The organism is Streptomyces sp. 11-1-2 (assembly GCF_003595545.1).
Classification (GTDB): Bacteria; Actinomycetota; Actinomycetes; order Streptomycetales; family Streptomycetaceae; genus Streptomyces; species Streptomyces hygroscopicus_B.
Map to the genome: position 1 here is coordinate 7,180,273 of NZ_CP022545.1, position 25,246 is coordinate 7,205,518.

General features: G+C 73.4%; 15 protein-coding genes. 11 read left to right on the forward strand and 4 right to left on the reverse strand.

All coding sequences use genetic code 11. The features are described 5' to 3' along the window. Positions 1–80: 80 nt before the first annotated feature. Positions 81–311, reverse strand: a complete 231-nt coding sequence (locus tag CGL27_RS30920) for a hypothetical protein (RefSeq protein WP_078643433.1) — start codon at positions 309–311, stop codon at positions 81–83. A 209-nt stretch (positions 312–520) separates the two neighbouring features. Between CGL27_RS30920 and CGL27_RS30925 the strand changes: the two genes are divergently transcribed. From CGL27_RS30925 to moeZ, 7 genes are all read left to right on the forward strand, one after another. After that, entirely contained in the window at positions 521–1,555 is a 1,035-nt protein-coding gene (locus CGL27_RS30925) for an alpha/beta hydrolase (protein WP_119991373.1), read from the forward strand. Beyond that, positions 1,539–3,047, forward strand: a complete 1,509-nt coding sequence (locus CGL27_RS30930; protein ID WP_119991374.1) for a DUF3152 domain-containing protein — start codon at positions 1,539–1,541, stop codon at positions 3,045–3,047. The genes CGL27_RS30925 and CGL27_RS30930 overlap by 17 nt, the downstream gene beginning before the upstream one ends. A 203-nt stretch (positions 3,048–3,250) precedes the next feature. Then, on the forward strand, positions 3,251–5,071 hold the full coding sequence (locus CGL27_RS30935; protein WP_119991375.1) for a DUF3492 domain-containing protein: 1,821 nt from the start codon (positions 3,251–3,253) through the stop codon (positions 5,069–5,071). Further along, positions 5,068–6,378, forward strand: a complete 1,311-nt coding sequence (locus CGL27_RS30940; protein ID WP_119991376.1) for a hypothetical protein — start codon at positions 5,068–5,070, stop codon at positions 6,376–6,378. The genes CGL27_RS30935 and CGL27_RS30940 overlap by 4 nt, the downstream gene beginning before the upstream one ends. 112 nt (positions 6,379–6,490) lie before the next feature. Then, entirely contained in the window at positions 6,491–7,543 is a 1,053-nt protein-coding gene (locus CGL27_RS30945) for an NAD-dependent epimerase/dehydratase family protein (RefSeq protein WP_119991377.1), read from the forward strand. After that, positions 7,531–8,298 (forward strand): spherulation-specific family 4 protein, encoded by a 768-nt coding sequence (locus CGL27_RS30950; protein WP_078643442.1) that lies wholly within the window; start codon positions 7,531–7,533, stop codon positions 8,296–8,298. The genes CGL27_RS30945 and CGL27_RS30950 overlap by 13 nt, the downstream gene beginning before the upstream one ends. 85 nt (positions 8,299–8,383) lie before the next feature. Next, positions 8,384–9,562: an adenylyltransferase/sulfurtransferase MoeZ gene (gene moeZ / locus CGL27_RS30955; RefSeq protein WP_078643444.1), complete on the forward strand. Its 1,179-nt coding sequence runs from the start codon at positions 8,384–8,386 to the stop codon at positions 9,560–9,562. 120 nt (positions 9,563–9,682) lie between these two features. Here moeZ and CGL27_RS30960 read toward each other — a convergent pair whose 3' ends face one another. The 3 genes from CGL27_RS30960 to CGL27_RS30970 form a co-directional block, all read right to left on the reverse strand. Continuing rightward, positions 9,683–11,287, reverse strand: a complete 1,605-nt coding sequence (locus CGL27_RS30960) for an alpha/beta hydrolase (protein WP_119991378.1) — start codon at positions 11,285–11,287, stop codon at positions 9,683–9,685. Positions 11,288–11,383: 96 nt separating this feature from the next. Beyond that, complete coding sequence (locus CGL27_RS30965; RefSeq protein WP_119991379.1) at positions 11,384–12,892, reverse strand: alpha/beta hydrolase; 1,509 nt, start codon at positions 12,890–12,892, stop codon at positions 11,384–11,386. Positions 12,893–13,034: 142 nt separating this feature from the next. Further along, on the reverse strand, positions 13,035–15,800 hold the full coding sequence (locus CGL27_RS30970; RefSeq protein WP_119991380.1) for a lysylphosphatidylglycerol synthase transmembrane domain-containing protein: 2,766 nt from the start codon (positions 15,798–15,800) through the stop codon (positions 13,035–13,037). A gap of 220 nt (positions 15,801–16,020) precedes the next feature. Between CGL27_RS30970 and CGL27_RS30980 the strand changes: the two genes are divergently transcribed. The 4 genes from CGL27_RS30980 to CGL27_RS30995 all read left to right on the forward strand — a co-directional run bounded on the left by CGL27_RS30980 (position 16,021) and on the right by CGL27_RS30995 (position 25,232). Then, positions 16,021–16,410, forward strand: a complete 390-nt coding sequence (locus CGL27_RS30980; protein WP_078643450.1) for an MGMT family protein — start codon at positions 16,021–16,023, stop codon at positions 16,408–16,410. 276 nt (positions 16,411–16,686) lie between these two features. After that, positions 16,687–19,989 (forward strand): ATP-dependent DNA helicase, encoded by a 3,303-nt coding sequence (locus tag CGL27_RS30985; RefSeq protein WP_119991381.1) that lies wholly within the window; start codon positions 16,687–16,689, stop codon positions 19,987–19,989. A 95-nt stretch (positions 19,990–20,084) separates the two neighbouring features. Continuing rightward, positions 20,085–23,768: an ATP-dependent DNA helicase gene (locus CGL27_RS30990; protein ID WP_240450698.1), complete on the forward strand. Its 3,684-nt coding sequence runs from the start codon at positions 20,085–20,087 to the stop codon at positions 23,766–23,768. A gap of 54 nt (positions 23,769–23,822) precedes the next feature. Next, on the forward strand, positions 23,823–25,232 hold the full coding sequence (locus tag CGL27_RS30995; protein ID WP_119991383.1) for a dipeptidase: 1,410 nt from the start codon (positions 23,823–23,825) through the stop codon (positions 25,230–25,232). Positions 25,233–25,246 lie beyond the last annotated feature (14 nt).

Sequence of the window (25,246 nt, forward strand, 5' to 3'; positions counted from 1 at the left end):
TTTCGGTAACAGCGCGGCGCGCGGTTCGTGCGGAGAATTTCACGGACCGGACTCTATGAGAAGCCCACAAATAACGCAGGTCATCGGTAGTCCTCCTCGTTCACCTCGACCACCCGGGCCTGTTCCGCGCGGTCGGCCTCGTTGGCTTCCACGAACTCGTCCGCTCTGGGCGATTCGTCGCGGCGGGCGATCACCTCACGATGTTGTTCGGCGGCGTCCGCCTCGGGAGCCTCGACGTCGTACACGGCGGTTTCGTCGGTGTTCTCGACGAAGTCCTCGAAGGTGTCGGGGTCGGTTGGGTCGATGGACATGTACTCCCCTTCCCTGTGCCCTGTGGCGGCTGCCACTGGCGGCCGCCACAGGGTGGCGTCCCACTGAGGGCTTACCCACTGGCGACTACCCAGGGGCAAGGCGATCGCCCCTGTGACTTACGAGCCTAGGAGAGGTCACTTTCGGACGCTACGCGGTCTGTGAGCGTGAACACACGGTCACGCGCGTGATCGTCTCGTAACATTGGCGCATGTCTTCGACCGAGCCGCCGGAAGCCCGCATCGTCGCGGCGGTCCCGCCCGCGAGGTCCGTGCGGGTCGGAGCGGGTGAGAAGCTGCGGACCGCTTCCCTTCCGGGGCTCGCGATGACCGTGCGCTGCCGTCCGCCGTCCGCTTCCGGGCTGCCGCCCGCGCTCTTCGTGCACGGCCTCGGCGGCTCCTCGCAGAACTGGTCGGCGCTCATGGAGCTGCTCGCCGACCGGGTGGAGGGCGAGGCGCTCGACCTCCCCGGTTTCGGCGACTCCCCGCCGCCGGATGACGGCAACTACTCCATAACCGGCCATGCCCGCGCCGTGATCCGCTATCTCGACGCGCAGGACCGCGGGCCCGTCCATCTGGTCGGCAATTCGATGGGCGGCTCGATCGCCACGCGCGTCGCGGCGGTGCGGCCGGATCTGGTGCGCACCCTCACTCTCGTCTCGCCCGCGCTGCCCGAGCTGCGCCCGCAGCGCACGGCGGTGCCGACCGGTCTGCTCGCGGTGCCCGGGGTGACCCGACTGTTCACCCGCATGACGAGGGACTGGGACGCGGAGCGGCGCACCCGCGAAGTGATGTTCCTCACTTTCGGCGACCCGTCCCTTGTCAGCCGGGAGGACTTCGCCTACGCGGTCGAGGAGTTCGAGCGCCGGCTCGCCCTCCCGTACTTCTGGGACGCGCTGAGCCGCTCGGCACGCGGTGTCGTCGACTCGTACACCCTGGGCGGCCAGCACTCCCTGTGGCGTCAGGCCGAGCGGGTGCTCGCCCCGACGCTGCTCGTCTACGGCGGTCGCGACCAGCTGGTGTCCGTAAGAATGGCGCAGCGGGCGAACGCCACCTTCCGCGACTCGCGTCTGCTGACGCTGTTGGACGCCGGGCATGTGGCGATGATGGAGTATCCCGAAGCGGTGGCGCGCGGGATGCGCGAGCTGCTCGATGGCGTTGAAGAACGAGATGACCGGGAGAGCCGGAAGGTGCGGGGGGCCGTACCGGCGTCCGGCGCGGACGGGAGCGGTGCGGCGCGTGGGTAAACACAGCGCACGTGGCAGCCAGGAGGGCCGGGAACGCCGGTCCGCGGCGGCGGGCTCCGGGCAGGGGCACGGCTCGGGCCCCGAGTTCGTCGAGCACATCGCATCCGGCCCGGCCCCGGAGGACGACAGACCGGGCACCGGACGGCGCCGCGCCGCGGCGGGGCCAGGTGCCGTGGATCCCGGTGTGACCCCACCGCAGGGCGTGCCGAGGCTGCCTTATGGAGCGGGCGGCCCCGCGGCGCGCACCAGGGGCGGACATCCCGAGCAGCGCGAGGCGGGCGGCGGCTGGGGCGCGGTCGGTGGCCGCGGCGGCGGTCCGGGCGGAGCCAGGGGCTCCGGCGGTCCCGGCGGCCAGCGGCCGCCTTACGGCATGCGCACCATGAACCCGCCGCAGCGCCCGACCACGGGCGGCACGGGCGGCGCGGCCGGTCTGATGCCCGGCCCGCGCAAGGAGTACGTCGAGGCGTTCGACGCCCCCGACGCCCTGGACTGCGACGGCGATGACGTCTTCGCCGCCGGAGCGCCGGGCGGAGTGCCCCCGCAGCGCCGTACGCAGCGGGCGGCCACCCCCTCCGACGGAATCGGCGGCGGCTCCGGCGGCGACGGCGGGAGCGGACCGGACGACGACGAGACGGGGCCCGCGGGCAAGGGGGCGCGCGGCCTCACCAAGGGCGGTAAGGGGCGCACCTTCACCGGTGTCGCCGCCGCGGCCGTGACCACCGTGCTGGCCGTCGTGGTGGCCGGACAGGTCGCGAGCGGACCGCACGGCGGCGGTAAGACGCAGGCCCAGGACGGCCCGGAGCGTGGCGACGCCGCCGCCCGCGGCGGTCGCGACTCCCGCGCCGACGACGGCCGCGGGGCGGCCCGCTCGGGGGTCCCGGCGGCCCCCGTCACCTACGACGCGAAGATGGCGACCGTCTTCCCGCTCGACGCCAAGCTGCGCGGCTCCGGCTCCTTCCAGGCCGTCGGCGGGCACGACAAGGCCCCCGGCCGGGGCCAGGTGATGCGCTATCGCGTCGATGTGGAGAAGGGCCTGCCGCTCGACGGCAAGCTGTTCGCCGAGGCCGTGCACAAGACGCTCAACGACGACCGCAGTTGGGCGCACGGCGGCGTTCGCACCTTCGAGCGGGTCTCGTCCGGCCATGCGGACTTCGTCATCACCCTCGCGAGTCCCGGGACCACGGCGGTGTGGTGCGCCAAGTCCGGCCTCGACACCACCGAGGACAACGTCTCCTGCGACTCGGCGTCGACCGAGCGCGTCATGATCAATGCCTATCGGTGGGCGCAGGGCGCCAAGACCTACGGCGACGACAAGATGCACTCGTACCGCCAGATGCTCATCAACCACGAGGTCGGCCACCGTCTCGGCCACAACCACGAGATCTGCTCCAAGCAGGGTGCGCTGGCACCGGTGATGATGCAGCAGACCAAGTTCCTGTCGACGGACGGCGCCACCTGCCGCCCCAACGCCTGGCCGTTCCCCAAGGGCTGACAGCCCCGCACCGGCCCATATAGCGCGCCCCAACGCCTGAATTCCCGATAGGTCACGTGCGTTCACCCCTTCCGGTGGTGCGACGGACAACCGTCCGTCGCACCGGGGCTCTGCGCGCATAACGTGCTTCCGCTGCCTGACGGCGGCCGCCGCCGGTGACGGCGGCAGGACGACGGCCCGTTTGGGAGATCGGGGGTGCGCTCATGCGCGTAGGACTGCTTACGGAGGGTGGCTATCCGTATGCGATCGGTGATGCGCGGGTGTGGTGCGACCGGCTGGTGCGCGGCCTCGCCCAGCATGAGTTCGAGGTGTACGCGCTCAGCCGCGGCCCCGGCCAGGAGGCCGGAGGCTGGGGCGATCTGCCGCGCCACGTCGGCCTGGTGCGCACCGCGCCGCTTTGGGGCGAGCCGGAGCGCCGGCGGGGCGGGCGCGGCGGCCGTCGGCAGCGGCGGCGGTTCGCCGAGCACTTCGGGGAGCTGGCCGCGGCGATCAGCGTGCCTTACGGTTCCGGCGCGCCCCATGGCTCCGGTGTGCCCGGCCGCTCCACTGCCGAGGCGGACCGTTTCGCCAATGGTCTCCACGGCCTCGCCGACCTTGCCGGGGAGTACGGCGGGCTGTCCGCCGCGCTCCGCTCCGAGGACGCCGTAAGGACGCTGGAGCGGGCGTGCCGCACCCTCGGGGCACCACACGGCGCCCACCAGGTGCGGGTCGCCGATCTGCTGACCGTCACCGAGGCGCTGGAGTGCGCGCTGCGCCCGCTGTCGCTCGACTGGTACGGCGACGGCGCCGGAGGCGATCCGGGGCTGTCCGGGGTGGACCTGTGCCACGCCGCGACCGGCGGCGCGGCCGTACTCCCCGGGCTGCTGGCCAAGCGCCGCTTCGGCACACCCCTGCTGCTCACCGAGTACGGCGTCCGGTTGCGCGAGTGCTATCTGGCGGGTGCGGCCGACGCGGCGGACGGACAGCCGCTCCCCGGGCCCGTACGGACCCTGCTGGCCACGTTCCACGGCCGGCTGGCCGCAGAGGCGTACGCACGGGCGGATCTGATCACCCCGGGCAATACGCATACGCGGCGCTGGCAGGAGCGGTGCGGCGCAGAGCGGGAGCGGCTGCGCACCGTCTACCCGGGCATGGACGCCGCTCGCTTCGCGGAGGTCGGCGAGCAGGGCGCGGCCCAGTCCGGCGGCGACGACCGGACGCTGGTGTGGGTGGGCCGGATCGAGCCCCCCAAGGACGTCATCGCCCTGCTGCACGCCTTCGCGGAGGTGCGCCGATGGCAGCCGGACGCCCGGCTGAGGATCATCGAGACCCGGCGCGGCGAGGATGCGGAGACGGACGGCTATCCGGCCCACTGCCGGGCGCTGGCCGAGCATCTCTTCCCCGACGAGGCGGCGGACGCCCACTCCGCCGGTGACAACCCGGTCTCCTTCGAGCGGCTCGGCGACCCCGAGGTGCCGACCCTGGCCGACGCCTATGGGGCGGGCGGCGTCGTCGTGCTGTCCAGCGTGGTCGAGGGCTTCCCGGTCGGGCTGGTCGAGGCGATGTTCTGCGGACGGGCCACGGTGTCCACGGATGTGGGCGCGGTGTGCGAGGTCATCGGCGGCACCGGGCTCGTGGTGCCCCCGCGCAATCCCCGGGCGCTCGCGGACGCGTGCCTGGCCATGCTGGGCGACCCCGAGCGCTGCGCGCGCCTGGGCGCCGCCGCGCGCGCCCGTGCGCTGGAGCTCTTCACCGTCGAGCAGAACGTCGCGGCCTTCCGAGGGATCTATCTGGAGCTGATGTCGCACTGTCCGGTGCGGCGCGAGGAGGTCGGTGAGGGCGGCGGGCCGCTGCCGTTCGCCCGCCCCGCCGAGGCCCATGTCCCGGGGCGCTGGACCGCGGGCCGCGACGGCGACGGCTTCGGCCACTGGCTGCCCGGCCCGCTCGCCTCCCGCTCCGCCCCGGAGCACACCCCCACCTGGGCCACCCCACCGCCGCGTGAGCCGCTGGGCGTGGGCCCGCGGCCGTTCGAGGAGGGCGCATGACCACGCCTCCCCGGTGGAACGGCCGGTTCGATCCGGCCTCCTCCAACCGCGGCCTCGGCGCCCTGCCCGAGGTCCGGGTGCCGGTCTCCCGGCGGCCGGACGAGGCGTCCGCGCGCACCGGCGCCGGGAGGGGACAGGGGAAGGGCCGGCGGGGGCCCGCCGATCCGGTGCGGGCGCTGATGCACCACCACCACGACCTGTGCGCCCGCGCCGTCGACCCGCTGGAGATCGCCGCAGGGCTGGAGGCCCATGGTGTGACGGACCGTACCGCCGCACGCTTCCGGCACCGCGATGTCTTCTCGCTCGCCGAGGAGTTGTACGCCCGGGTGCCGCGCGCCGAGGAGCCCGCACCCCCGGTCGCCCCCGCGCCGGGGCGCGCGCTGGCGGCGCGCATGGCACTCGGGGCGCTGTGGCTGCTGCCGGGCGCACTGTGCGTGGCGACCGCCTCCGCCGTCCTCCGCGTCGATGCCATCCGTAAGGACGCCACCGTCGGCCTCGCCGTGGGCACGGGCGGCGCCGCCCTGACGGTCATCGCCCTGTGGCTGTGCCTGCGCCGCGGGCCCCTGCGCGTCCATGGGAGCGGGCGCGGGGGCCGTATCGCGTACGCCCTCGGCGCCGGCTGGCTCTTCGGCTATGCCGCCGTCGGGGACTGGCTGCTCACCGGGCTCCTCGACGGACGCCGTCCTTACCAAGCGGTGCCCGCGACACAGTCCGCCGTCCTCCTCGCCCTGGCCGTCGCGCCCGCCGCGTGGTGTGCCCGCTGGTTCGCCGTGAGGGCGCGCCGCAGGCTGGCGGTCAGCCGTGGGCTGGAGGAGTTCGCGGCAGGGGTGCGTCCACTGTCCGCGGGTGTGGTGACGGTCTTCGTCTGTGGTCTGGCGGCCCTGGTGCTCGCGGCCCGGCTCGCGGTGCCCGGATCACCCCCCGTCGCCACGCTCCCCTCGATGGCCGAGGCGGCCGTCGTGGCGCTCTGCGCGCTGCTGTTCCTCGCCCGGCTGCTCGCCGTCCACGGCTTCCGCAAGGCCGCGCTGATTGGCACCGCCGTGGCCTGCGCGGTCCAGGCCGCGGCCCTGGCGACGGCCGCCGCCGCCCGGCTGCCGGGCGGCGGGCCGCTCGGTGCGCCCGTGGCACGGCTGACCGCCGCCCAGGGCACGGCCGCCATCCCCGCGGCCGCCTGCGGCGCCGCCGCGCTCGCGCTGCTGATCTACGCGTTCGGCGCCCTGTGCCGGGCCTCCGCCCATGGCGGCCCCGGCGCGCGTACCGCTCGTACCGCCCCTGCCACCAGCACCGCCCCGAACCGCGCCCCGTAAGGCGCTCACCGAACCCGCCACCCCCTGTCCTTCCCCCCTTAATGAGTCCGAGGAGCAACCACATGAGCTGCGACACGACCGATCAGCGCGCCGGCACGGGGAGGCGCGACCGATGAGAGTCCTGTTGCTCGGTTCCGGCGGATTTCTCGGCCGCTATGTCGCCGAACACCTGCTTGCCGACCCCGCCGTCCAGCTCACCGCGCTCGGCCGTGGCGATGACGCCGATGTGCGGTTCGACCTCTCCAACGGCAGTCCCGGGGCGCTCACCCGCTTCCTCAACGCGGTCCACCCCGGCGTCGTGATCAACTGCGCCGGGGCGACCCGCGGCGGGGCGCGCGAGCTCACCCGGCACAACACCGTCGCCGTGGCGACCGTCTGCGAGTCGCTGCGCCGCAGCGGCTGCGGCGCCCGCCTCGTCCAGATCGGCTGCTCCGCCGAGTACGGGCCCTCGCAGCCCGGCTCGTCGACCGCCGAGGACGCCGTGCCGCGCCCCGGCGGCCCGTACGGCGTGAGCAAGCTCGCCGCGAGCGAGCTGGTGCTGGGCTCCGGACTGGACGCGGTGGTGCTGCGGGTCTTCTCGCCCGTGGGGCCCGGCACTCCGGCCGGTTCGCCGCTGGGGCGGCTCGCTGAGGCGATGCGGCGCGCGATGCAGTCCGGGGAGAGCGAGCTCAAGCTGAGCGGCCTCGGTGTGCAGCGCGACTTCGTGGACGTACGGGACGTGGCGCGGGCGGTCCACGCGGCCTCGCTGTCGGCCGCGCAGGGTGTCGTCAACATCGGCACCGGGCGCGCCGTACGGCTCCGCGAGGCGGCCTCCGTGCTCGCCAGGGTCGCGGGCTTCGGTGGCGCCCTGCACGAGATCGACAGCCCGCCGGGGCGCGTCCCGGCCGCCGTCGGCCATATCCCGGCGCCCGCCCACCCCCATGGCATGGCCCACGCCCATGCCACCGCGCACGGTCACGCGCCCGCTCACCCCCAGGCGGCGGCCGAGCACGGCGGCGGCCCGGGAGGCGCCGGCAACGCGACCACCTACCCCTATCCGGACGGTTGCGGCAGCTGGCAGCAGGCCGATGTGCGCACCGCCCGCGACCGGCTCGGCTGGCGCTCCCGGATCCCACTGGAGGAGTCGCTCGCCGACATCTGGATGGAGGCGGCATGTCGCATCTGATCCCCGCGGGCCCCTCGCACGACACCCCGGCCACCGCCGACCGGCTGGGCTTCGGAGTGCCCGGCTACGCCCACCCCCTGGTCGCGCCCACCGAGTGGGCCGAGCTCACCCGCCCCGGCACGCCCCTGCACTGGGCGGTCCTCAATGTCTCCCGCGGCCCCGGCACGAGCAGGGATCCGCACTGCCTTACGGCGGCGTCGAGGCTGCGCGCCACGGGTGTACGGGTGCTGGGCCACCTCGACCTGCGGTGCGGCACCCGCCCCTTCGGTGAGCTGATCAGTGACGCGAACCACTTCCTGGACTGGTACCAGGTCGACGGCTTCTGTCTGGACCGCTGCCCGGTGGACCGCCCCGGTCTGCCGGACGTCCGCCGTACGGTGGCCACGCTGCGCGCGCTGCTGGGCGGGGCGTATCTGGTGCTCGGCCAGGGCATCCACCCGCATGAGGGCTATATGGAGCTCGCCGATCAGCTCGTGACCTTCCGGGGTTCGTGGGCGGATTACCGCTGGTCCCAGGTGGCCGAATGGACGGCTGGGTATCCGCCCGAACGGTTCTGCCACCAGGTGCACGGCGTCCCCCGCCGCCATCTCGAGGAAGCGCTGAGGATCGCCCGCTGGCAGGGCGCGGGCACGATCTACTTCACCGACCGTACGGTCCATCCTGAGGGGCGGACCTGCGCGGATTCCCCCTGGAAGGCCCTGCCCGGCTACTGGGACGAAATCGTCTCGCGACTCGGACCACGTGTCATGGAATGAGATGGGGCGTGGCAGTGTTACGAGAAGAAAACCTCCCCGCTCACGCGGGGGTGAACCGTTTGCTCCCTTCCCTTACGGAGTCCCCGTGTCGCTGCCACCGCTGGTCGAGCCGGCTTCCGAGCTCACCGTCGACGAGGTCCGCAGGTACTCACGCCATCTGATCATCCCGGATGTCGGGATGGACGGGCAGAAGCGGCTGAAGAACGCCAAGGTGCTCTGTGTGGGCGCGGGCGGCCTCGGCTCTCCGGCCCTGATGTACCTCGCCGCGGCCGGCGTGGGCACGCTCGGCATCGTGGAGTTCGACGAGGTCGACGAGTCCAATCTGCAGCGCCAGATCATCCACAGCCAGGCGGACATCGGCCGCCCCAAGGCGGAGTCCGCCCGTGACTCGGTCCTGGGCATCAACCCGTACGTCAACGTCGTGCTGCACGAGGGCCGCCTCGAGGCGGACAACGTGATGGAGATCTTCTCCCAGTACGACCTGATCGTGGACGGCACCGACAACTTCGCCACCCGCTATCTGGTCAACGACGCGTGCGTGCTGCTGAACAAGCCGTATGTCTGGGGCTCGATCTACCGCTTCGACGGCCAGGCGTCGGTCTTCTGGTCCGAGCACGGCCCCTGCTACCGCTGCCTGTACCCGGAGCCCCCGCCCCCCGGCATGGTCCCGTCCTGCGCCGAGGGCGGCGTGCTGGGCGTGCTGTGCGCCTCCATCGGCTCGATCCAGGTCACCGAGGCCATCAAGGTGCTCACCGGCACCGGCGACCCGCTGGTCGGGCGTCTGATGATCTACGACGCCCTGGAGATGACCTACCGCCAGGTCAAGGTCCGCAAGGACCCCGACTGCGCGGTCTGCGGTCCGAACCCGACCGTCACCGAGCTGATCGACTACGAGGCGTTCTGCGGTGTGGTGTCGGAGGAGGCCCAGGAGGCGGCGGCCGGTTCGACGATCACTCCCAAGCAGCTCAAGGAGTGGATGGACGACGGTGAGAACATCGACGTCATCGATGTCCGCGAGCCGAACGAGTACGAGATCGTCTCGATCCCCGGCGCCCGGCTGATCCCGAAGAACGACTTCCTGATGGGCGGCGCCCTCCAGGACCTTCCGCAGGACAAGAAGATCGTCTTGCATTGCAAGACGGGTGTCCGGTCGGCGGAGGTCCTGGCCGTCCTGAAGTCCGCGGGCTTCTCCGACGCCGTCCATGTGGGCGGCGGCGTGATCGGTTGGGTCAACCAGATCGAGCCCGACAAGCCGGTCTACTGATCTCCTGACGCACCGCGCACCAGGGGGCCGGACCCGCCGCACCGACGGCGGGTCCGGCCCCCTTGCCGTTCCATGAGCCCCTTACGGCGGGCCCGGCCCTCTTAATGCTCCGTGAGTCCCTTACCGGCAGGTCGTGCCGCCCGCGGGCACCTTCCCGTCCAGCAGATAGGCGTTCACGGTCTTCGTCATACAGGCGTTGCCGCTGTTGTACGCGCCATGGCCCTGCCCCTTGTAGGTGACCTCGACGCCCACGCCCTCGCCCAGCTCCTTGACCATCTTCCGCGCCCCCTCGTACGGGGTGGCAGGGTCGCCGGTGTTGCCGACCACGAGGATCGGCGCCGAGCCCTTGGCGCTGACGTCCGGGGTGTCCGTGGTGCCGTCCACCGGCCAGTCGGTGCAGCCGAGCAGGCCCCAGGCCAGATACTCGCCGAAGACCGGTGACGCCTTACGGAAGCGCGGCAGCTGCGCCTGCACATCGGTCACCGTGTAACGCTGCCTGTCGTCCACGCAGTTGATGGCGGCATTGGCGGCGTTGATGTTGCTGTAGTGGCCGTCGTCGTCGCGGCCGGACATCGAGTCCGACATGGCGAGCAGCAGATTGCCCTCGTCGAGCTGCATCGCCTCCTGCAGCCCGATCGTCAGGTACTTCCAGCTCTCCTTGTCGTAGAGCGCGGCGGCGATGCCGCCCAGCGCCCCGTCCTGGGTGAGCTTGCGGCCGCTCTCGGTGGACAGCGGCTTCTTGTCGAGCCTCTTCAGGAAGTCGACGATCCGGTCCGTACCGGCCGCCGGGTCGCCGCCGGTCGGGCAGGCCGCGCCCTTCTTGGCGCAGTCCTTAAGGTAGTTGTCGAGCGCGAGCTGGAACCCCTTCGCCTGGCCGTAGGAGCCCTGCTCGGGGTCCTCGGTGGGGTCGACCACGGCGTCCAGGACCGCGCGTCCCACCCGGGCGGGGAAGAGGTGGGCGTAGACGCCGCCGAGTTCGGTGCCGTAGGAGATGCCGAAGTACGACAGCTTGTCGTCGCCGAGCACCTGCCGCATGAGGTCCATGTCGCGGGCGGCGCTCACGGTGTCCACATGGGCGAGCACCGTGCCGGAACGCTTCTGGCAGCCCTTGATGAACGCCCTGGCGTCCGCCATCGCTGTCTTGATCTCGGCGTCGTTGTCCGGAGTGCCGTCGACGGAGTCGGAGGCGTCGATCTGCTTGTCGCTCTGGCAGGTCACCCCGGCGCTCTCCCCGACCCCCCGCGGATCGAAGCTCACCAGGTCATAGCGTGAGCGCAAGGTGTCGTAGGCGGCGGCGAAACCGGGGAGCGAGGAGACCCCGGAGCCGCCGGGTCCGCCGAAATTGAACACCAGGGAGCCGATGCGCTTGCCCGGCCCGTTGGCCTTGGCGCGGATCATGGCCAGATCGATCGTCTCGCCCTTGGGCTTCGCATAGTCCAGCGGCGCCTTGAGCGTGGCGCATTCCCACTCGTCTCCCGGCTTCTCACCGGTGCCCTGGATCGCGGTCGGGGCAGGGCAGGACGACCAGTTGAGCTTCTGAGCGGTGAGCGAGCCCGGCAGCCCGGAGTCCGAGGGCGCGGCCGGGGCCGGGGCCGAGGGCTTGGTCGACGCCTTGCCCTGCTCGCTTCCCCCGCCGCCGTCGCAGCCCGCGACGGCGATGAGGGCGACCATGGCGGTCATGGAGACCAGCGCCCTGGTCCGTATGGTGCGTGGGGAACTCGGCATATCCGGAGATCCTATGAGGAGGCGGGGGCGGAATCGTCCGTACTTCTTCTCAATGCCGTCACGGTTCGCGAGGCGGGCCCGGGCGCGGACCCGGGCCTAGCCGCAGACCTTGCCCTTCTTCGGCACCTTGCCCTGCAGCAGATAGGCGTTGACGGTCTTTCGGACGCAGGCGTTGCCGCCGTCGTAGGCCCCATGGCCCTCGCCCTTGTAGGTGAGCTCGATCCCGACCCCGGGCCCCAGCTCCTTCGCCATCCGCCCCGCACCCTCGTACGGGGTGGCCGGGTCACCGGTGTTGCCGACGACCAGGATCGGGGCGGCCCCCTTGGCGCTCACGTCGGGTGTGGTCCAGGCGCCGCGGACCGGCCAGTCGGTGCACTGCGTCAGGCCCCACGCCATCATGTCGCCGAAGACGGGGGAGACCTTACGGAAGGCGGGCAGCTTCTGCTCGATGTCCGCGACGGTATAGCGCTGCTTGAAGTCGGCGCAGGTGATGGCGGTCAGCGCGGACTGCAGGGTGCTGTAGCGGCCGTCCGGGCCGCGTCCGTTCAAGGCGTCGCCCAGGGCCAGCAGGATTCTGCCGTCGCCCTGTTGGGCGCCCGCGATCCCCTGGGTGAGGTACTGCCAGTAGTCCCGGGAGTAGAGGGACTGCGCGATGCCGCCGTCGGCCAGGGACTCGGTCAGCTTCCGGCCGCCGTAGCCGCGCACCGGATGGCCGTCGAGCCGCTTCAGCAGCGAGCGGATCCGGGGCTGGGTGGGGCAGCTGTAGACGCTGCTCTTGGTGCATGCCTTCAGATAGTCGCTGAGGGCGCGCTGAAACCCCTTGGCCTGGGCGAGCGCGCCCTGCTCGGGTGTCTGCATGGGGTCCACGACTCCGTCGAAGAGGGCTCGCCCCACCTTCTTCGGATACAGATGGGCGTAGACGCCGCCGAGTTCGGTGCCGTAGGAGACGCCGAAGTAGTGCATCTTCTTGTCGCCGAGGACGCGCCGCATGAGGTCCATGTCGCGGGCGGCGTTGGTGGTGCCGACGTAGGGCAGGATCGTGCCGGAATTCTTCTCGCACGCGGCGGCGTAGGTCTTGACCCGGCGGATCTGGCTCTTCACCTCGGCCTTGTTGTCCGGGGTGGAGTCGGCGGCGTAGTAGGCGTCGAGCTGTTTGTCCCCCAGGCAGCGCACCCCGCTGCTGCGGCCGACCCCGCGCGGATCGAAGCTGACCAGGTCGTAGCGGGTGCGCAGCTGCTTGTAGCTGTTGGCGAGGGCCGGGAGGGTGGCCACGCCCGAACCGCCGGGGCCGCCGAAGTTGAAGATGAGCGAGCCGATCCGGTGGCGCCGGTCGGTGGCCTTGGCGCGGATCATGGCGATGCCGATGGTCCGGCCGTGCGGCTTGCGGTAGTCCAGCGGCGCATGGAGCGTCGCGCACTCCCACTGCCCGCCCGGGGCCTTGGTGGCGGCCGCGTCCTGGTTCGGGGAGGGGGCGGGGCAGCCGGACCAGTGCAGCTTCTGATGGGCCGAGGTGTCCGGCCGTCCGCCGCCGCTACCGCATCCGGCGGCCAGGACGGCCAGCAGCAGGGCGGTGGACAGCGCACCGAGGCGCAGAGGTCGGGACACGGCGGCCCTCCCGGGGGTGGCGGCGTATCGCCATCCTGCGGGCGGCGGGCGCCCCGCGCGCGCACAGCGGGGGCGTACGGGTGAGAGGGGTGCTGGGCGGCCGGGTGCCCGCGGGAGGGCTCGCGCGGGGCGTCCAGGGCCCCTACAGCGCCTCTCTGCGGGTGAGGTGGGTGAAGGCCACCCAGCCGGGCAGCACCGGCAGCCAGAAGACCATCAGCCGGAAGAGCAGCACCGCGGGCGCGGCGGTCTCGTACGGCAGCCCGGCGAAGGTCAGACCCGCGATCAGGGCGGCCTCGACCGCGCCCACACCGCCGGGGGTGGGCGCCGCCGACCCCAGGGCGTTGCCCGCGAGGAAGACGACGGCGATGCTCGCGTAGCTCAGCTCACCGCCGAACGCCCGGATCGCGGAGTCGAGGCACATCACATTGGCGGCGGTCAGCAGCAGGGTGCCGCCGATGCCGGTGAGCAGCTTCTTGGGCCGCTGCAGCACGTCCAGCATGCGCGGGATGACGCCCGCGAACAGCGACCGCACCCGGGTGGACACGAACTTCCGCAGGACGGGGATCGCGGTCACCACCAGGACCAGCACGGCGGCCGTCAGCAGCCCGGCGATCACGGTCCGGGACGGCGAGAGCGCCGGGGTGCGCTCGGTGCCGGTGATGTAGCCGAAGGTCAGCAGCAGCACGATATGGCTGGCGAGCCCGAACAGCTGGGAGGCGCCCACACTGGCCACCGCGAGCCCCGGCCGCACCCCCGCGCGCTGCAGGAAGCGGGTGTTGAGGGCGACGCCGCCGACCGCCGCGGGCGCCACCAGCTTCACGAACGAGGCGGCGACCTGCGCCAGCACCGTCCGCGGCAGCGGCACCTTCTCCGGGACGAAGCCGAGCAGGCTCAGCGCCGCGGCCAGATAGGTGAGCGCGGAGAAGAGGAGCGCGAAGATGACCCAGATCCAGTTGGCCTCGCCGACCAGGGTGCCCAGCTTGAGATGGGTGAACTGGGACAGCAGGAAGTACGCGGCGAAGGCCCCCGCGCAGAAGCTGACCAGGGTGCGCGGCTTGATGCGCTCCAGCCGTTCGGGCTCTATCGGCGCCTGCGGCCTCACCAGCAGCACCTGCTGCCGGATCTGGGAGAGCAGATCCTCCTCGCGGGCGTCCTCCAGGGCCTCCTCTATGGCGCGCTTCTCCGCCTGCTTCTCGGCCTTGCTGGTCCTGCGGTCGCTGGTGGCCGCCTCCGGGGCCCCGGGCTCCTTGGCGTTCGTCTCCTCGGCCTCCCGCGCCTCCTTGGCCTCCTTGGCGGCGTGTGACGCCTCCAGGACGGCATCCCGCTGGCGCTGGGCGCGCTCGCGCGCGAGCTGCCGCAGGGTCGCGCGGGTGCCCCGGCCGAGCGCCAGGGGCTGCAGCAGCGGCAGGCTGTCGGCGACCGCGTCCGGGCCGAGGACCGCCACCGCGGCGTCCACGGAGCGCTCGGCGCCCACGCGCAGCCCCAGGGTGGTCAGCAACTGTGCGACGTCCATCCGCAGCACCACGTCACCGGCCGCGATCTCACCGCCGCGCAGATCGGTCAGGATGACCGTGCCGTTCCGGTCGACCAGCAGGGCGTCGCTGTCCAGCCGCCGGTGGGCGATGCGCCGCGACTGGAGCGCCTGGACCTCGTGCCAGGCCCCGGCCAGCAGCTCGTCGGTGATCGCCTCGTCCGGCAGGGTGTGCAGCGGACGCCCGCCGACATGCTCGTAGACCAGCATCACGGCGTCCGGGCCCAGCTCGGAGGTGGCGATCAGCTTGGCCGCGTTGGCCCCGGCCGCGATGGCCGCATAGGCGAGCAGCGCCTCCTGCTCCAGGGCCTGGCGCAGCGACTGGAGACTGCGGGGCGGGGTGATCGTCCGCAGTGTCAGCCGCTGCCAGACACCGTAGAAGAAGCCCTGGGCCTGCTGCTCCCGGTCGACCACGGTGACGTCCAGGGGCGGGCCGTCCTCCAGGGTGACCAGATAGCGGCGGCTCCGGTCGCCGTGGCCGCCGTGCACGTCCTCGGGCTCCTCGGCGCGCATGGCGCTGACCGGGTTGAAGCCGACGCGGCGCAGCCCGGCGAGCAGGTTCTGGCCCGTGGGGCGCACATTGGGGGAGCCGACCGCATAGAGCGTGCCATAGGCCACCGTCCAGCCGATGAGCACCGTAAGGATGATCGAGAACGGTGTGGTGTAGCCGCCCACGAGCACCGCGAAGGCATCGAGCAGCAGTACGCACCACATGGCCACCCGCCAGCGCGGGCGCCGGGCCATGCCGACGGCCGTCATATAGGCGATGACGGGGGCGAGATAGCCGTGTACGGGGTCGCTGAAGGCGCCGCCGGGCGCGGGCTGGGTGAGCGCCTCGCGGATCGAGCCGGGGGCGGCTCTGGCGACCCACAGGTCCGTGGCGAGGGACACCCCGTGGGCCAGCACCGCGGCCAGCACGCCATCGGCGATCCGCAGGCCGTCTCGTTTGATCAGCCGCTCGAAGGCGAAGGCCACCGGCAGGACGAGGACGGCCACCCCGGCCGTGAGCCCCGCGAAGTCGATCAGGAGCGGGGGCGCCTGGTTGGCGCCGTGCCCGATGTCCTTCTCCAGACCCGCGGTGGTGCCGTGGGCGAAGGCCGCGATGGCCAGTACGACGGCCATGCCGAGGACCCCGAGCAGCAGCCGCAGCAGATCGGCGGGGCGGTGGACACGGGCGGACAGCAGCGGCTCGTCCCCGGAGACCCGGTCCACATGGCCCTCCGGTCCGTCCGGGCCGCAGTCATCCCCCGCCTCCGGGGGCTCCTGCCGGCCGCCGGACGGCGCCTTGGAGTGCGGCAACGACTCCGGGGTGCGGGCCTCCTCCTCCGGAGGCTGCGCACCCTGCTGCTTCGCCGTCTCTTCTTGATCTCGTATCACCAGTCACCGCCCGGAAGATGGTGGCATGCCCGGGCTGCGGAGGGGGGCATCAGGGTGCATTTCGGGGACGTGAACCCCGAATGGTACGCCGTGCTGAGGAATCCCGCACAGTGCGTGATCGAACCGCAATCCGCCCCCAGCGGGCCCCTGGCCACCGCTCGCGGGACGCTCGGCGCGGCCGTCGGCGGGGCTGTCGCAGGGGTGCGGCAGGATGGGGCGGATGAGCCGGGAGAGCAGGGACAGCAGGGAGCCGGGAGACGGGGACAGCGCTGACGAGCTGCCCGAGTACGCCGAGCGGGTGCTGGATGTGGCCGAGTCGATCCCCTCCGGCCGCGTGATGACCTACGGGGACGTCGCGGAATGGCTGGAGGAGGGCGGGCCGCGCCAGGTGGGGCGGGTGATGGCGCTCTACGGGGGCGCCGTGCCGTGGTGGCGGGTCGTGCGTGCGGACGGTGCGCTGCTGCCCGGCCATGAGCTGCGCGCTCTTGACCACTACCGCGAGGAGGGCACCCCGCTGCGCGAGGCGGCGCGCTCGGCCGAGGGCCATCTGCCGCGGATCGACATGGCCAGGGCGCGGTGGGACGGGGGCGGGCAGGACCACGGCCGGTAGCGGGGCCGCGTCCGGCAGGGGGACCACAGCCGGTGGCGGGACTGCAGCCGGTGGCGTTGCGGGGCTGCGGCAGCCGTGCCGGGGACGGCGGACATGTGGCCGAGCCGGGGCGCGGCGTGTACGGGGGCGTACGCGTGCGCGGTTCGCGCGGGGCGGTACCGATGTGCGGCGGGTCCACGGGCGTACCGGCGGTATCCACAGCCATACGGGTGAGGTCCTGCCGTGCATGAGAGGCTGTCCCGCACCCAGCCAACCCACCAGGACCGGCGATCCAACGTGAGCTCCTCCCCCTCGTCCCTTCCGCGGCAGCGGCAGGCGCGGCAGCCCTCCTCACGGCAGTCGTCCTCGGGCGTCTACCGCCTGCTCCGTCATCGGCCGGAGCCCGGCGCCCTTCCTGTCCTGGACGCACGGCAGCGCGCTGTGGTTGAGCATCGGGGCGGCCCTTTGCTGGTGCTCGCCGGGCCCGGTACCGGCAAGACGACGACGCTCGTGGAGGCGGTGGCCCGCCGGGTGCGCGAGGGCGCGGACCCCGAGCGGCTCCTGGTGCTCACCTTCAGCCGTAAGGCCGCCGTCGAACTGCGCGACCGCATGGCCGCGCGCCTGGGCGGCGCGCGTGCCCCACGGGCCACGACCTTCCACTCCTACTGCTACGCCCTGGTCCGCGCCCACCAGGACGTCGACCTCTTCGTCGATCCGCTGCGGCTGCTCTCCGGGCCGGAGCAGGACGTCGTCGTCAGGGAGCTGCTCGCCGGGCAGGCCGAGCTGGCGCGCGAGGGCCGGGCCTTCGTCCGCTGGCCCGACGACCTGCGCGCCTGCCTGACCACGCGGGGCTTCGCCGACGAGGTGCGCGCGGTGCTCGCCCGCAGCCGGGAGCTGGGCCTGGGCCCACGGGCGCTGGGGGAGTTCGCCGAGCGCACCGGGCGCCCCGACTGGTCCGCCGCGGCCGGCTTCCTCGCCGAGTACCTCGATGTCCTGGACGCCCAGGGGGTGCTGGACTACGCGGAGCTGGTACACCGCGCGGTGCTGCTCGCCGGGCGGCCGGAGGTCGCGGCCGAGCTGGCGGGGCGGTACGACGCCGTGTTCGTCGACGAGTACCAGGACACCGACGTCGCCCAGGGCCGGTTGCTGGGGGCGCTCGCGGGCGGCGGCAGGACCCTGCTCGCCTTCGGCGACCCCGATCAGTCGATCTATGCCTTCCGCGGTGCCGACGTGGGCGGCATCCTCCGCTTCCGCGAGGACTTCCCGCGGGCGGACGGCCGGCCCGCCGACATGGAGGTCCTCACCGTTTCCCGCCGCTCGGGGGCCGCCCTGCTCGCGGCCACCCGGCGGATCACCGGCCGGATGCCGCTCACCCGGCTGCCCGCGCGAGCCGTAAGGGCGCATCGGGAGCTCGATGCCGCTCGCGACGGTGGCCGCGTCGAGGCGTACACGTACCCCACCGCGGGCGCCGAGCTCGACAACGTCGCCGACATCCTGCGCCGCGCCCATCTGGAGGACGGGGTGCCTTGGCGCGAGATGGCCGTTCTGGTGCGCGCCGGGGGGCGCTCGATCCCCGGTGTGCGCCGGGCGCTCACCTCGGCCGGAGTCCCCGTCGAGGTGGACGGCGATGACATCCCGCTGCGCCATGAGCCCGCCGTGGCCCCCCTGCTGACGGCGCTCCGCGCCGCCGCCACGGCCGCGCTGCCGGACAGCGGCGGGCTGTCCGCGGTCCTCGGCGTCGAGACCGCCCTGACCCTGCTCACCTCGCCCCTCGGCGGTATGGACGCCGCCGATCTGCGCCGCCTGGGCCGTGCGCTGCGCGAGGAGGAGCGGTCAGCCGGACGCGCGGTGCCGCGCCCCTCCGACGCCCTGCTCGCCGAGGCGCTCGCCGAGCCGGAGCGGCTGGCCGTCCACGACCCGGCGTACGCACGCGGCGCCCAGCGGCTCGGGCTGCTGCTGCGCACCGCCCGGGAGGCACTGGCCCGGGGCGGCACCGCCGAGCAGGCGCTGTGGCAGCTATGGGACGGCACCTCCTGGCCCGGCCGGCTGGAGCGGGCAGCGCAGCGCGGCGGCACCGCCGGGCGGAACGCGGACCGTGACCTCGACGCGGTGTGCGCGCTGTTCGAGACCGCCGCCCGCGCCGAGGAGCGCACCGGCGGCCGTGGCGCCCTCAACTTCCTGGAGGAGATCGACGCCCAGGACATCGCCGCCGACACCCTCTCCCGCCGGATGGTCCGCCCCGACGCCGTACGGCTGATGACCGCCCACCGCGCCAAGGGGCTCGAATGGGCCCTGGTGGTCGTCGCGGGGGTGCAGGAGGGGCTGTGGCCCGATCTGCGGCGGCGCGGCTCGCTCCTGGAGGCCGACCGGATCGGCCGGGACGGGCTGGCCGAGCCGCTGCCGCCGGGCGCGCTGCTGGCCGAGGAGCGGCGGCTGTTCTACGTCGCGGCGACCCGCGCGAAGGAGCGGCTCGTGATCACCGCCGTCAAGGCCGCCTCCGAGGACGGGGACCAGCCCTCCCGTTTCCTCACCGAACTTGGCGTCCCGCCCACCGACGTCACCCAGCGGCCGCGCCGCCCGCTGTCCGTCGCCGCGCTCGTCGCCGAGCTGCGCGCCACCACCGTCGACCCGGACGCCTCGGAGGCGCTGCGCGACGCCGCCGCGCGCCGGCTGGCGCGGCTCGCGGCGCTGCGCGACGAGGAGGGCCGGCCGCTGGTTCCGGCTGCCCATCCGCACCGCTGGTGGGGGCTGCACGAGCCGACGCACAGCGAGGTCCCGCTGCGCGACCGGGACCGGCCCGTGGCGCTGTCCGGCAGCGCCCTCGACCAGCTCGTCAACACCTGCTCGCTCCAGTGGTTCCTGGGGCGCGAGGTGAAGGCGGACGCGCCCTCGACGGCCGCCCAGGGCTTCGGCAACGTCGTGCACGTCCTGGCCGACGAGGTCGCCTCCGGCCGCACCCCGGCCGATCTCGCGGTCCTCATGGAGCGCCTGGAGTCCGTATGGGACGCGCTCGCCTTCGACGCCCCCTGGAAGTCACGGCAGGAGAAGGAGCAGGCACGGGCGGCCCTGGAGCGCTTTCTGCACTGGCATGTGATGGAGCGCGGCGGCCGTACCCCGGTCGCCACCGAGCACTCCTTCGACGTCACGCTCGAAGCCGACGTCTATAAGGTGCGCATCCGCGGCAGCATGGACCGCGTCGAGACGGACGGCGAGGGGCGTGCCTACGTCGTCGACTTCAAGACCGGCAAGCAGACCGTGACCCGCGGCGACGTCGAGCACCACCCCCAGCTGGCGGCGTATCAGCTGGCGGTGCGCGAGGGCGCCGTCGACGACCTCTTCGAGGGCGGGCGCCCCGAGGCGGGCGGCGCGGAGCTCGTCCAGCTGCGGCAGGGCGCCGCCAAGAAGGACGGCGGCGACGACGTCCCCAAGGTCCAGGCCCAGGAGCCGCCGGACGGCGAGTGGGTGGGGCAACTGCTCGCCACCGCGGCCGGGCGCGTTCTCGACGAGCGGTTCACCCCGACCACGGGCGACCACTGCGAGCGCTGTGCCTTCCGCGGCGCGTGCAGCGCTCGGGCGGAGGGGCGCCATGTGGTCGACTGACGCTTTCGCGTATCGGGCCCGGACCCCCGGGCGGCCGCCCACCGGGGCGGCGAGGGCGGCGGGGCATGTCGGTGGGCACCGATAGCCTCACTGGAGTGTCAGCCCGCATCACCGATCCCGAGGAGCTCAAGGAACTCCTCGGGATCCCGTTCACCCCGGAGCAGGTCGCGTGCATCACCGCACCGCCCGCCCCGCAGGTGATCGTCGCCGGGGCGGGCTCCGGCAAGACCACGGTGATGGCCGCCCGCGTCGTCTGGCTGGTCGGCACCGGACAGGTCGCGCCCGACCGGGTGCTCGGCCTCACCTTCACCAACAAGGCCGCCGGAGAGCTGGCGGAGCGGGTCCGTAAGGCCCTCATCGCGGCGGGCATCGTCGATCAGGACCCGGATCCGGGCGCCAGCGAGGAGGCCGCGGGCGAGCCCGTCATCTCCACGTACCACGCCTTCGCCGGACAGCTGCTCAAGGACCACGGGCTGCGCGTCGGCCTGGAGCCGAGCGCCCGGCTGCTCGCCGACGCCACCCGCTTCCAGCTCGCCGCGCGCGTCCTGCGCTCGGCCCCCGGCCCGTATCCGGCGCTCACCCGCCCCTTCTCCGACCTGGTCACCGATCTGCTCGCGCTCGACGCCGAGCTTGCCGAGCACCTCGTCCCCGCCGGGCGGCTGCGGGCGTACGACACCGAGCTGCTGCGGACCCTGGAGGGGACGCGGCTCACCAACGAGGCGCTGCGCAAGGTGCCCGAGGCCGCCCGCGCCCGTCAGGAGCTGCTGGGCCTGGTCGAGGCGTACCGCGAGGAGAAGCGGCGCCGCGATCTGCTCGACTTCGGCGACCAGATCGCCCATTCGGCCACCCTGGCCCTCGACCACCCGGAGGTCGGCCGGATCCTGCGCGAGCAGTTCGAGGTCGTCCTGCTCGACGAGTACCAGGACACCTCGGTCGCCCAGCGGCTGCTGCTGTCCGGTCTCTTCGGCGGCGACACCGGACACCCCGTCACCGCCGTCGGCGACCCCTGCCAGGCCATCTACGGCTGGCGCGGCGCCTCCGTGGCCAACCTGGACGACTTCCCCGAGCACTTCCCGCACGCCGGCGGCCGCCCGGCGGGGCGCTTCGCGCTCAGCGAGAACCGGCGCAGCGGGGGCCGCCTCCTGGATCTCGCCAACGGGCTGGCCGCCCCGCTGCGCGCGATGCACGAGGGCGTCGAGGCGCTGCGCCCCGCGCCCGGCGCCGAGCGGGACGGAGCGGTGCGCTGTGCGCTGCTGCCCACCCACGCCGAGGAGCTGGCCTGGCTCGCCGACTCCATCGCCCACCTGGTGCGCACCGGCACCCCGCCCGGTGAGATCGCGGTCCTGTGCCGTACGGCGGGTGACTTCGCGCAGATCCAGGGCGCCCTGGTGGAGCGGGACATTCCGGTGGAGGTGGTGGGGCTGTCGGGGCTGCTGCATCTGCCGGAGGTGGCCGATCTGGTGGCCGTCTGCGAGGTCCTCCAGGATCCGGGGGCCAACGCGGCGCTGGTCCGTCTGCTCACCGGGCCGCGCTGGCGGATCGGCCCCCGCGACCTCGCGCTGCTCGGCCGCCGCGCCCGTGCACTGGTCTCCCACGGCGGGCCGGACGGGGCGGAGGACGATCCGGACCTACGGCTCGCCGGGGCCGTCGAGGGCACCGACCCCTCCGAGGTGATCTCCCTCGCCGACGCCCTCGACACCTTCCTGGAGGCGGGCGGCGGCCCGGACGACGGGCTGCCCTTCTCGGCCGAGGCACGGATCCGGTTCGCCCGGCTCGCCGCCGAACTCCGCGAACTGCGCCGCTCGCTGGCCGATCCGCTGATGGACGTGCTCCACCGGGTTCTGGCCACCACGGGCCTCGAGGTCGAGCTGTCCGCCTCACCCCACGCCCTGGCCGCGCGCCGCCGCGAGACGCTCGGCAACTTCCTGGACGTCGCGGCCGCCTTCGCGGGCCGGGAGGGCGGCGCGGCCGTGGAGGGCGAGGCCACCCTGCAGGGCTTCCTCGGCTTTCTGCGCACCGCCGCGCAGTACGAGAAGGGGCTCGACAACGCCCTCCCCGGCGGCGAGAACACGGTCAAGGTGCTCACCGCCCACAAGTCCAAGGGGCTGGAGTGGGACGTGGTGGCGGTGCCGGGGCTGGTCGCCAAGCAGTTCCCGAGCGAACAGTCCCGCGAGTCCTGGACGGCGAACGCGAAGGTCCTGCCGCATGCGCTGCGCGGGGACGCGCGGACCCTCCCGGATGTCACCGCGTGGGACAGCAAGGGGATCGCGGCCTTCAAGGACGCCATGAAGGAGCATCAGCGGACCGAGGAGCTCCGGCTGGGCTATGTGACCTTCACCCGGCCGCGGTCGCTGCTGCTGGGCTCCGGCCACTGGTGGGGTCCCACCCAGAAGCGGCCGCGCGGCCCGTCGGCCTTCCTGGACGCGCTGCGCGAGCACTGTGAGGCCGGTTACGGCGAGGTCGAGGCATGGGCCGAGCCGCCGGAGGAGGGCGCGGAGAACCCGGCCCTGCGGGAGTCGGCGGCCGACCGGGCCTGGCCGCTTCCGCTGGACCCGGCCGCGCTGCGCCATCGGCGGCGCGCCGCCGATGTGGTGCTCGCCCATCTGGCGCGCATCGAGACGGCGGGGGAGGGGCCGACCGCGCATGACGGGGGGCACCCCTCGGCTGACGGAGACCCGTTCCCGGAGCCTCCGGACGACCTGCGGCCACCGGAGGAGCCTGAGCCCCCGGAGGACCCGGAGTGGCCCGAGCCTCCGGAGGACCCTTACGCGGACGCGGACGCGGACGCGGACGCGTACGGCGAGGCTGCCGACGACCCGTACGAGCCAAATGAGGACGAGCCGTACGGCGACGGGCCACAGGCCGATCCTTACGGCGCACCGGAACCCGGTGTGCCGGATATCACGCGAGAACCGGCCGAGGATGAGCTGGCGCCCGAGGAGGCCCGGCTGGCGGGTTCCTGGGACCGCGATCTGGACGCGCTCGCCGGGGAGCTGCGCCGCGCCCGCGAGACCGTGCACGAGGTGCCGCTGCCGGGGACGCTCACCGCCTCCCAGCTGCTGCGCCTCGCCGCCGACCCGGACGGCTTCGCACGGGAGCTGGCCCGCCCGATGCCCCGGCCGCCGCGCCCCGCCGCGCGGCGCGGCACCCGCTTCCACGCCTGGGTCGAAGCGCGCTTCGAGGCGCTGTCGCTGCCCTTCCTCGGCCCCGACGAGCTGCCGGGCGGCGAGGAAGACGAGGCGGAGATCGCCGACGAGCGGGATCTGACCGCGCTCAAGGAGGCGTTCGCACGTACGCCGTACGCCCGTCGCACCCCTTACCGCGTGGAGGTGCCGGTCCAGCTGACCCTGGCGGGCCGCATCATCCGCGGCCGGATCGACGCGGTGTACCGCGCGTCCGGAAGCGGCCCCGACGGCGGCCCGCGCTACGAGATCGTCGACTGGAAGACCGGCCGCTCCCAGGACGCCGACCCGCTCCAGCTGGCCATCTACCGCCTCGCCTGGGCCGAGCAGCACGGACTGCCCCTGTCGGCGGTCACGGCGGCGTTCGTCTACGTGCGCAGCGGTGAGGTCGTGCGCCCCGCCGGGCTGCCCGGCCGGGCCGGGCTCGAGCGCGTCCTGCTCGGGGAGCCGGGCGGCGGGACCGGCGGCGGAACGCTCGGCGAGCCGGAGGACGTGGATGGGGGCGCGGCGGCGGACGCGGCCGGGGATGGCGCCGGGGGCGCGACCGGAAGTGACCGTATCGACACCGAAACCGTCACCGAGAGCGACCGCTCATGAGCGGCCCGGAGCCCCCCGCCCTCGTCCCGCCGCGGGCCGGATAGGCTCACATGCATGAGCAACACCCCGGACACGGACAACGCCGTCCGCGCCTATGTGGACGACCATCGCGCCGCCTTTCTCGCCGAACTCTCCGAGTGGCTGCGCATCCCGTCCGTATCCGCCGACCCGGCCCGCGCCGACGACGTCCGGCGCAGCGCCCAGTGGTTGAGGGACCACCTGGCCGCGACGGGCTTCCCGGTGGCTGAGATATGGGACACACCGGGCGCCCCGGCCGTGTTCGCCGAATGGCCGTCCGGCGATCCCGACGCCCTTACGGTGCTCGTCTACGGCCACCACGACGTCCAGCCCGCCGACCGCGCGGACGGCTGGCGCACCGACCCCTTCGAGCCCGTCATCGAGGACGGCAGGCTCTACGCCCGCGGTGCCGCCGACGACAAGGGGCAGGTCCTTTTCCACACCCTGGGGATACGGGCACATCTGGCCGTGACCGGCCGCAGCGCGCCCGCGGTGAACCTCAAGCTGCTGATCGAGGGCGAGGAGGAGTCCGGCTCCCCGCACTTCCCCGAACTGGTCCGCGCGCACGCCGACCGGCTGGCCTGCGACACCGTGATCGTCTCCGACACCGGGATGTGGTCCGAGGACACCCCGACCGTCTGCACCGGCATGCGGGGCCTCGTCGAATGCCAGATCGATCTCCACGGACCCGCCCAGGACATCCACTCCGGCTCCTTCGGCGGCGCGGTCCCCAACCCGGCCACCGAGGCCGCCCGTCTGGCCGCCGCGCTGCACGACGCCGACCGTAAGGTGGCCATCCCCGGCTTCTACGACGGCGTCGTGGAACTGACCGACCGTGAGCGCGAGCTTTTCGCCGAACTGCCCTTCGACGAGGCGGGCTGGCTGCGGACCGCGCATTCCCGGGCCTCGCTCGGCGAGGCGGGGTACTCCACCCTGGAGCGCATCTGGGCCCGTCCGACCGCCGAGGTCAACGGCATCGGCGGGGGCTACCAGGGGCCGGGCGGAAAGACCATCGTGCCCTCGGCCGCCCAGCTGAAGCTGTCCTTCCGGCTGGTGGCCGGGCAGGACGTGGAGAAGGTCCAGTCGGCCGTAGGGGACTGGGTCGCCGCCCAGCTCCCGGCCGGTATCCGCCATGAGATCACCTATTGGGGCGCCACCCGCCCCTGTCTGACCCCGCTGGACCACCCCGCGCTCCAGTCGGTCGTCCGGGCCATGGGGCGCGCCTTCGGCCAGGAGATCCGCTTCACCCGCGAGGGCGGATCGGGCCCCGCCGCCGATCTCCAGAACGTCCTCGGCGCTCCGGTGCTCTTCCTGGGCATCTCGGTGCCGTCCGACGGCTGGCACGCGCCCAACGAGAAGGTCGAGCTCGGCCTGCTCATGAAGGGTGCCGAGACGGCCGCCCATCTCTGGGACGATCTCGCCGAGAGCGAGAGTGGACGGAAATAGCTCGCTTATGTACG

Bases quoted from the DNA above. Each gene is read 5' to 3' on its own strand.
- CGL27_RS30920 (WP_078643433.1), bottom strand. From the start codon at position 311: ATGTCCATCGACCCAACCGACCCCGACACCTTCGAGGACTTCGTCGAG.
- CGL27_RS30925 (WP_119991373.1), top strand. From the start codon at position 521: ATGTCTTCGACCGAGCCGCCGGAAGCCCGCATCGTCGCGGCGGTCCCG.
- CGL27_RS30935 (WP_119991375.1), top strand. From the start codon at position 3,251: ATGCGCGTAGGACTGCTTACGGAGGGTGGCTATCCGTATGCGATCGGT.
- CGL27_RS30940 (WP_119991376.1), top strand. From the start codon at position 5,068: ATGACCACGCCTCCCCGGTGGAACGGCCGGTTCGATCCGGCCTCCTCC.
- CGL27_RS30945 (WP_119991377.1), top strand. From the start codon at position 6,491: ATGAGAGTCCTGTTGCTCGGTTCCGGCGGATTTCTCGGCCGCTATGTC.
- CGL27_RS30950 (WP_078643442.1), top strand. From the start codon at position 7,531: ATGTCGCATCTGATCCCCGCGGGCCCCTCGCACGACACCCCGGCCACC.
- CGL27_RS30960 (WP_119991378.1), bottom strand. From the start codon at position 11,287: ATGCCGAGTTCCCCACGCACCATACGGACCAGGGCGCTGGTCTCCATG.
- CGL27_RS30980 (WP_078643450.1), top strand. From the start codon at position 16,021: ATGAGCCGGGAGAGCAGGGACAGCAGGGAGCCGGGAGACGGGGACAGC.
- CGL27_RS30995 (WP_119991383.1), top strand. From the start codon at position 23,823: ATGAGCAACACCCCGGACACGGACAACGCCGTCCGCGCCTATGTGGAC.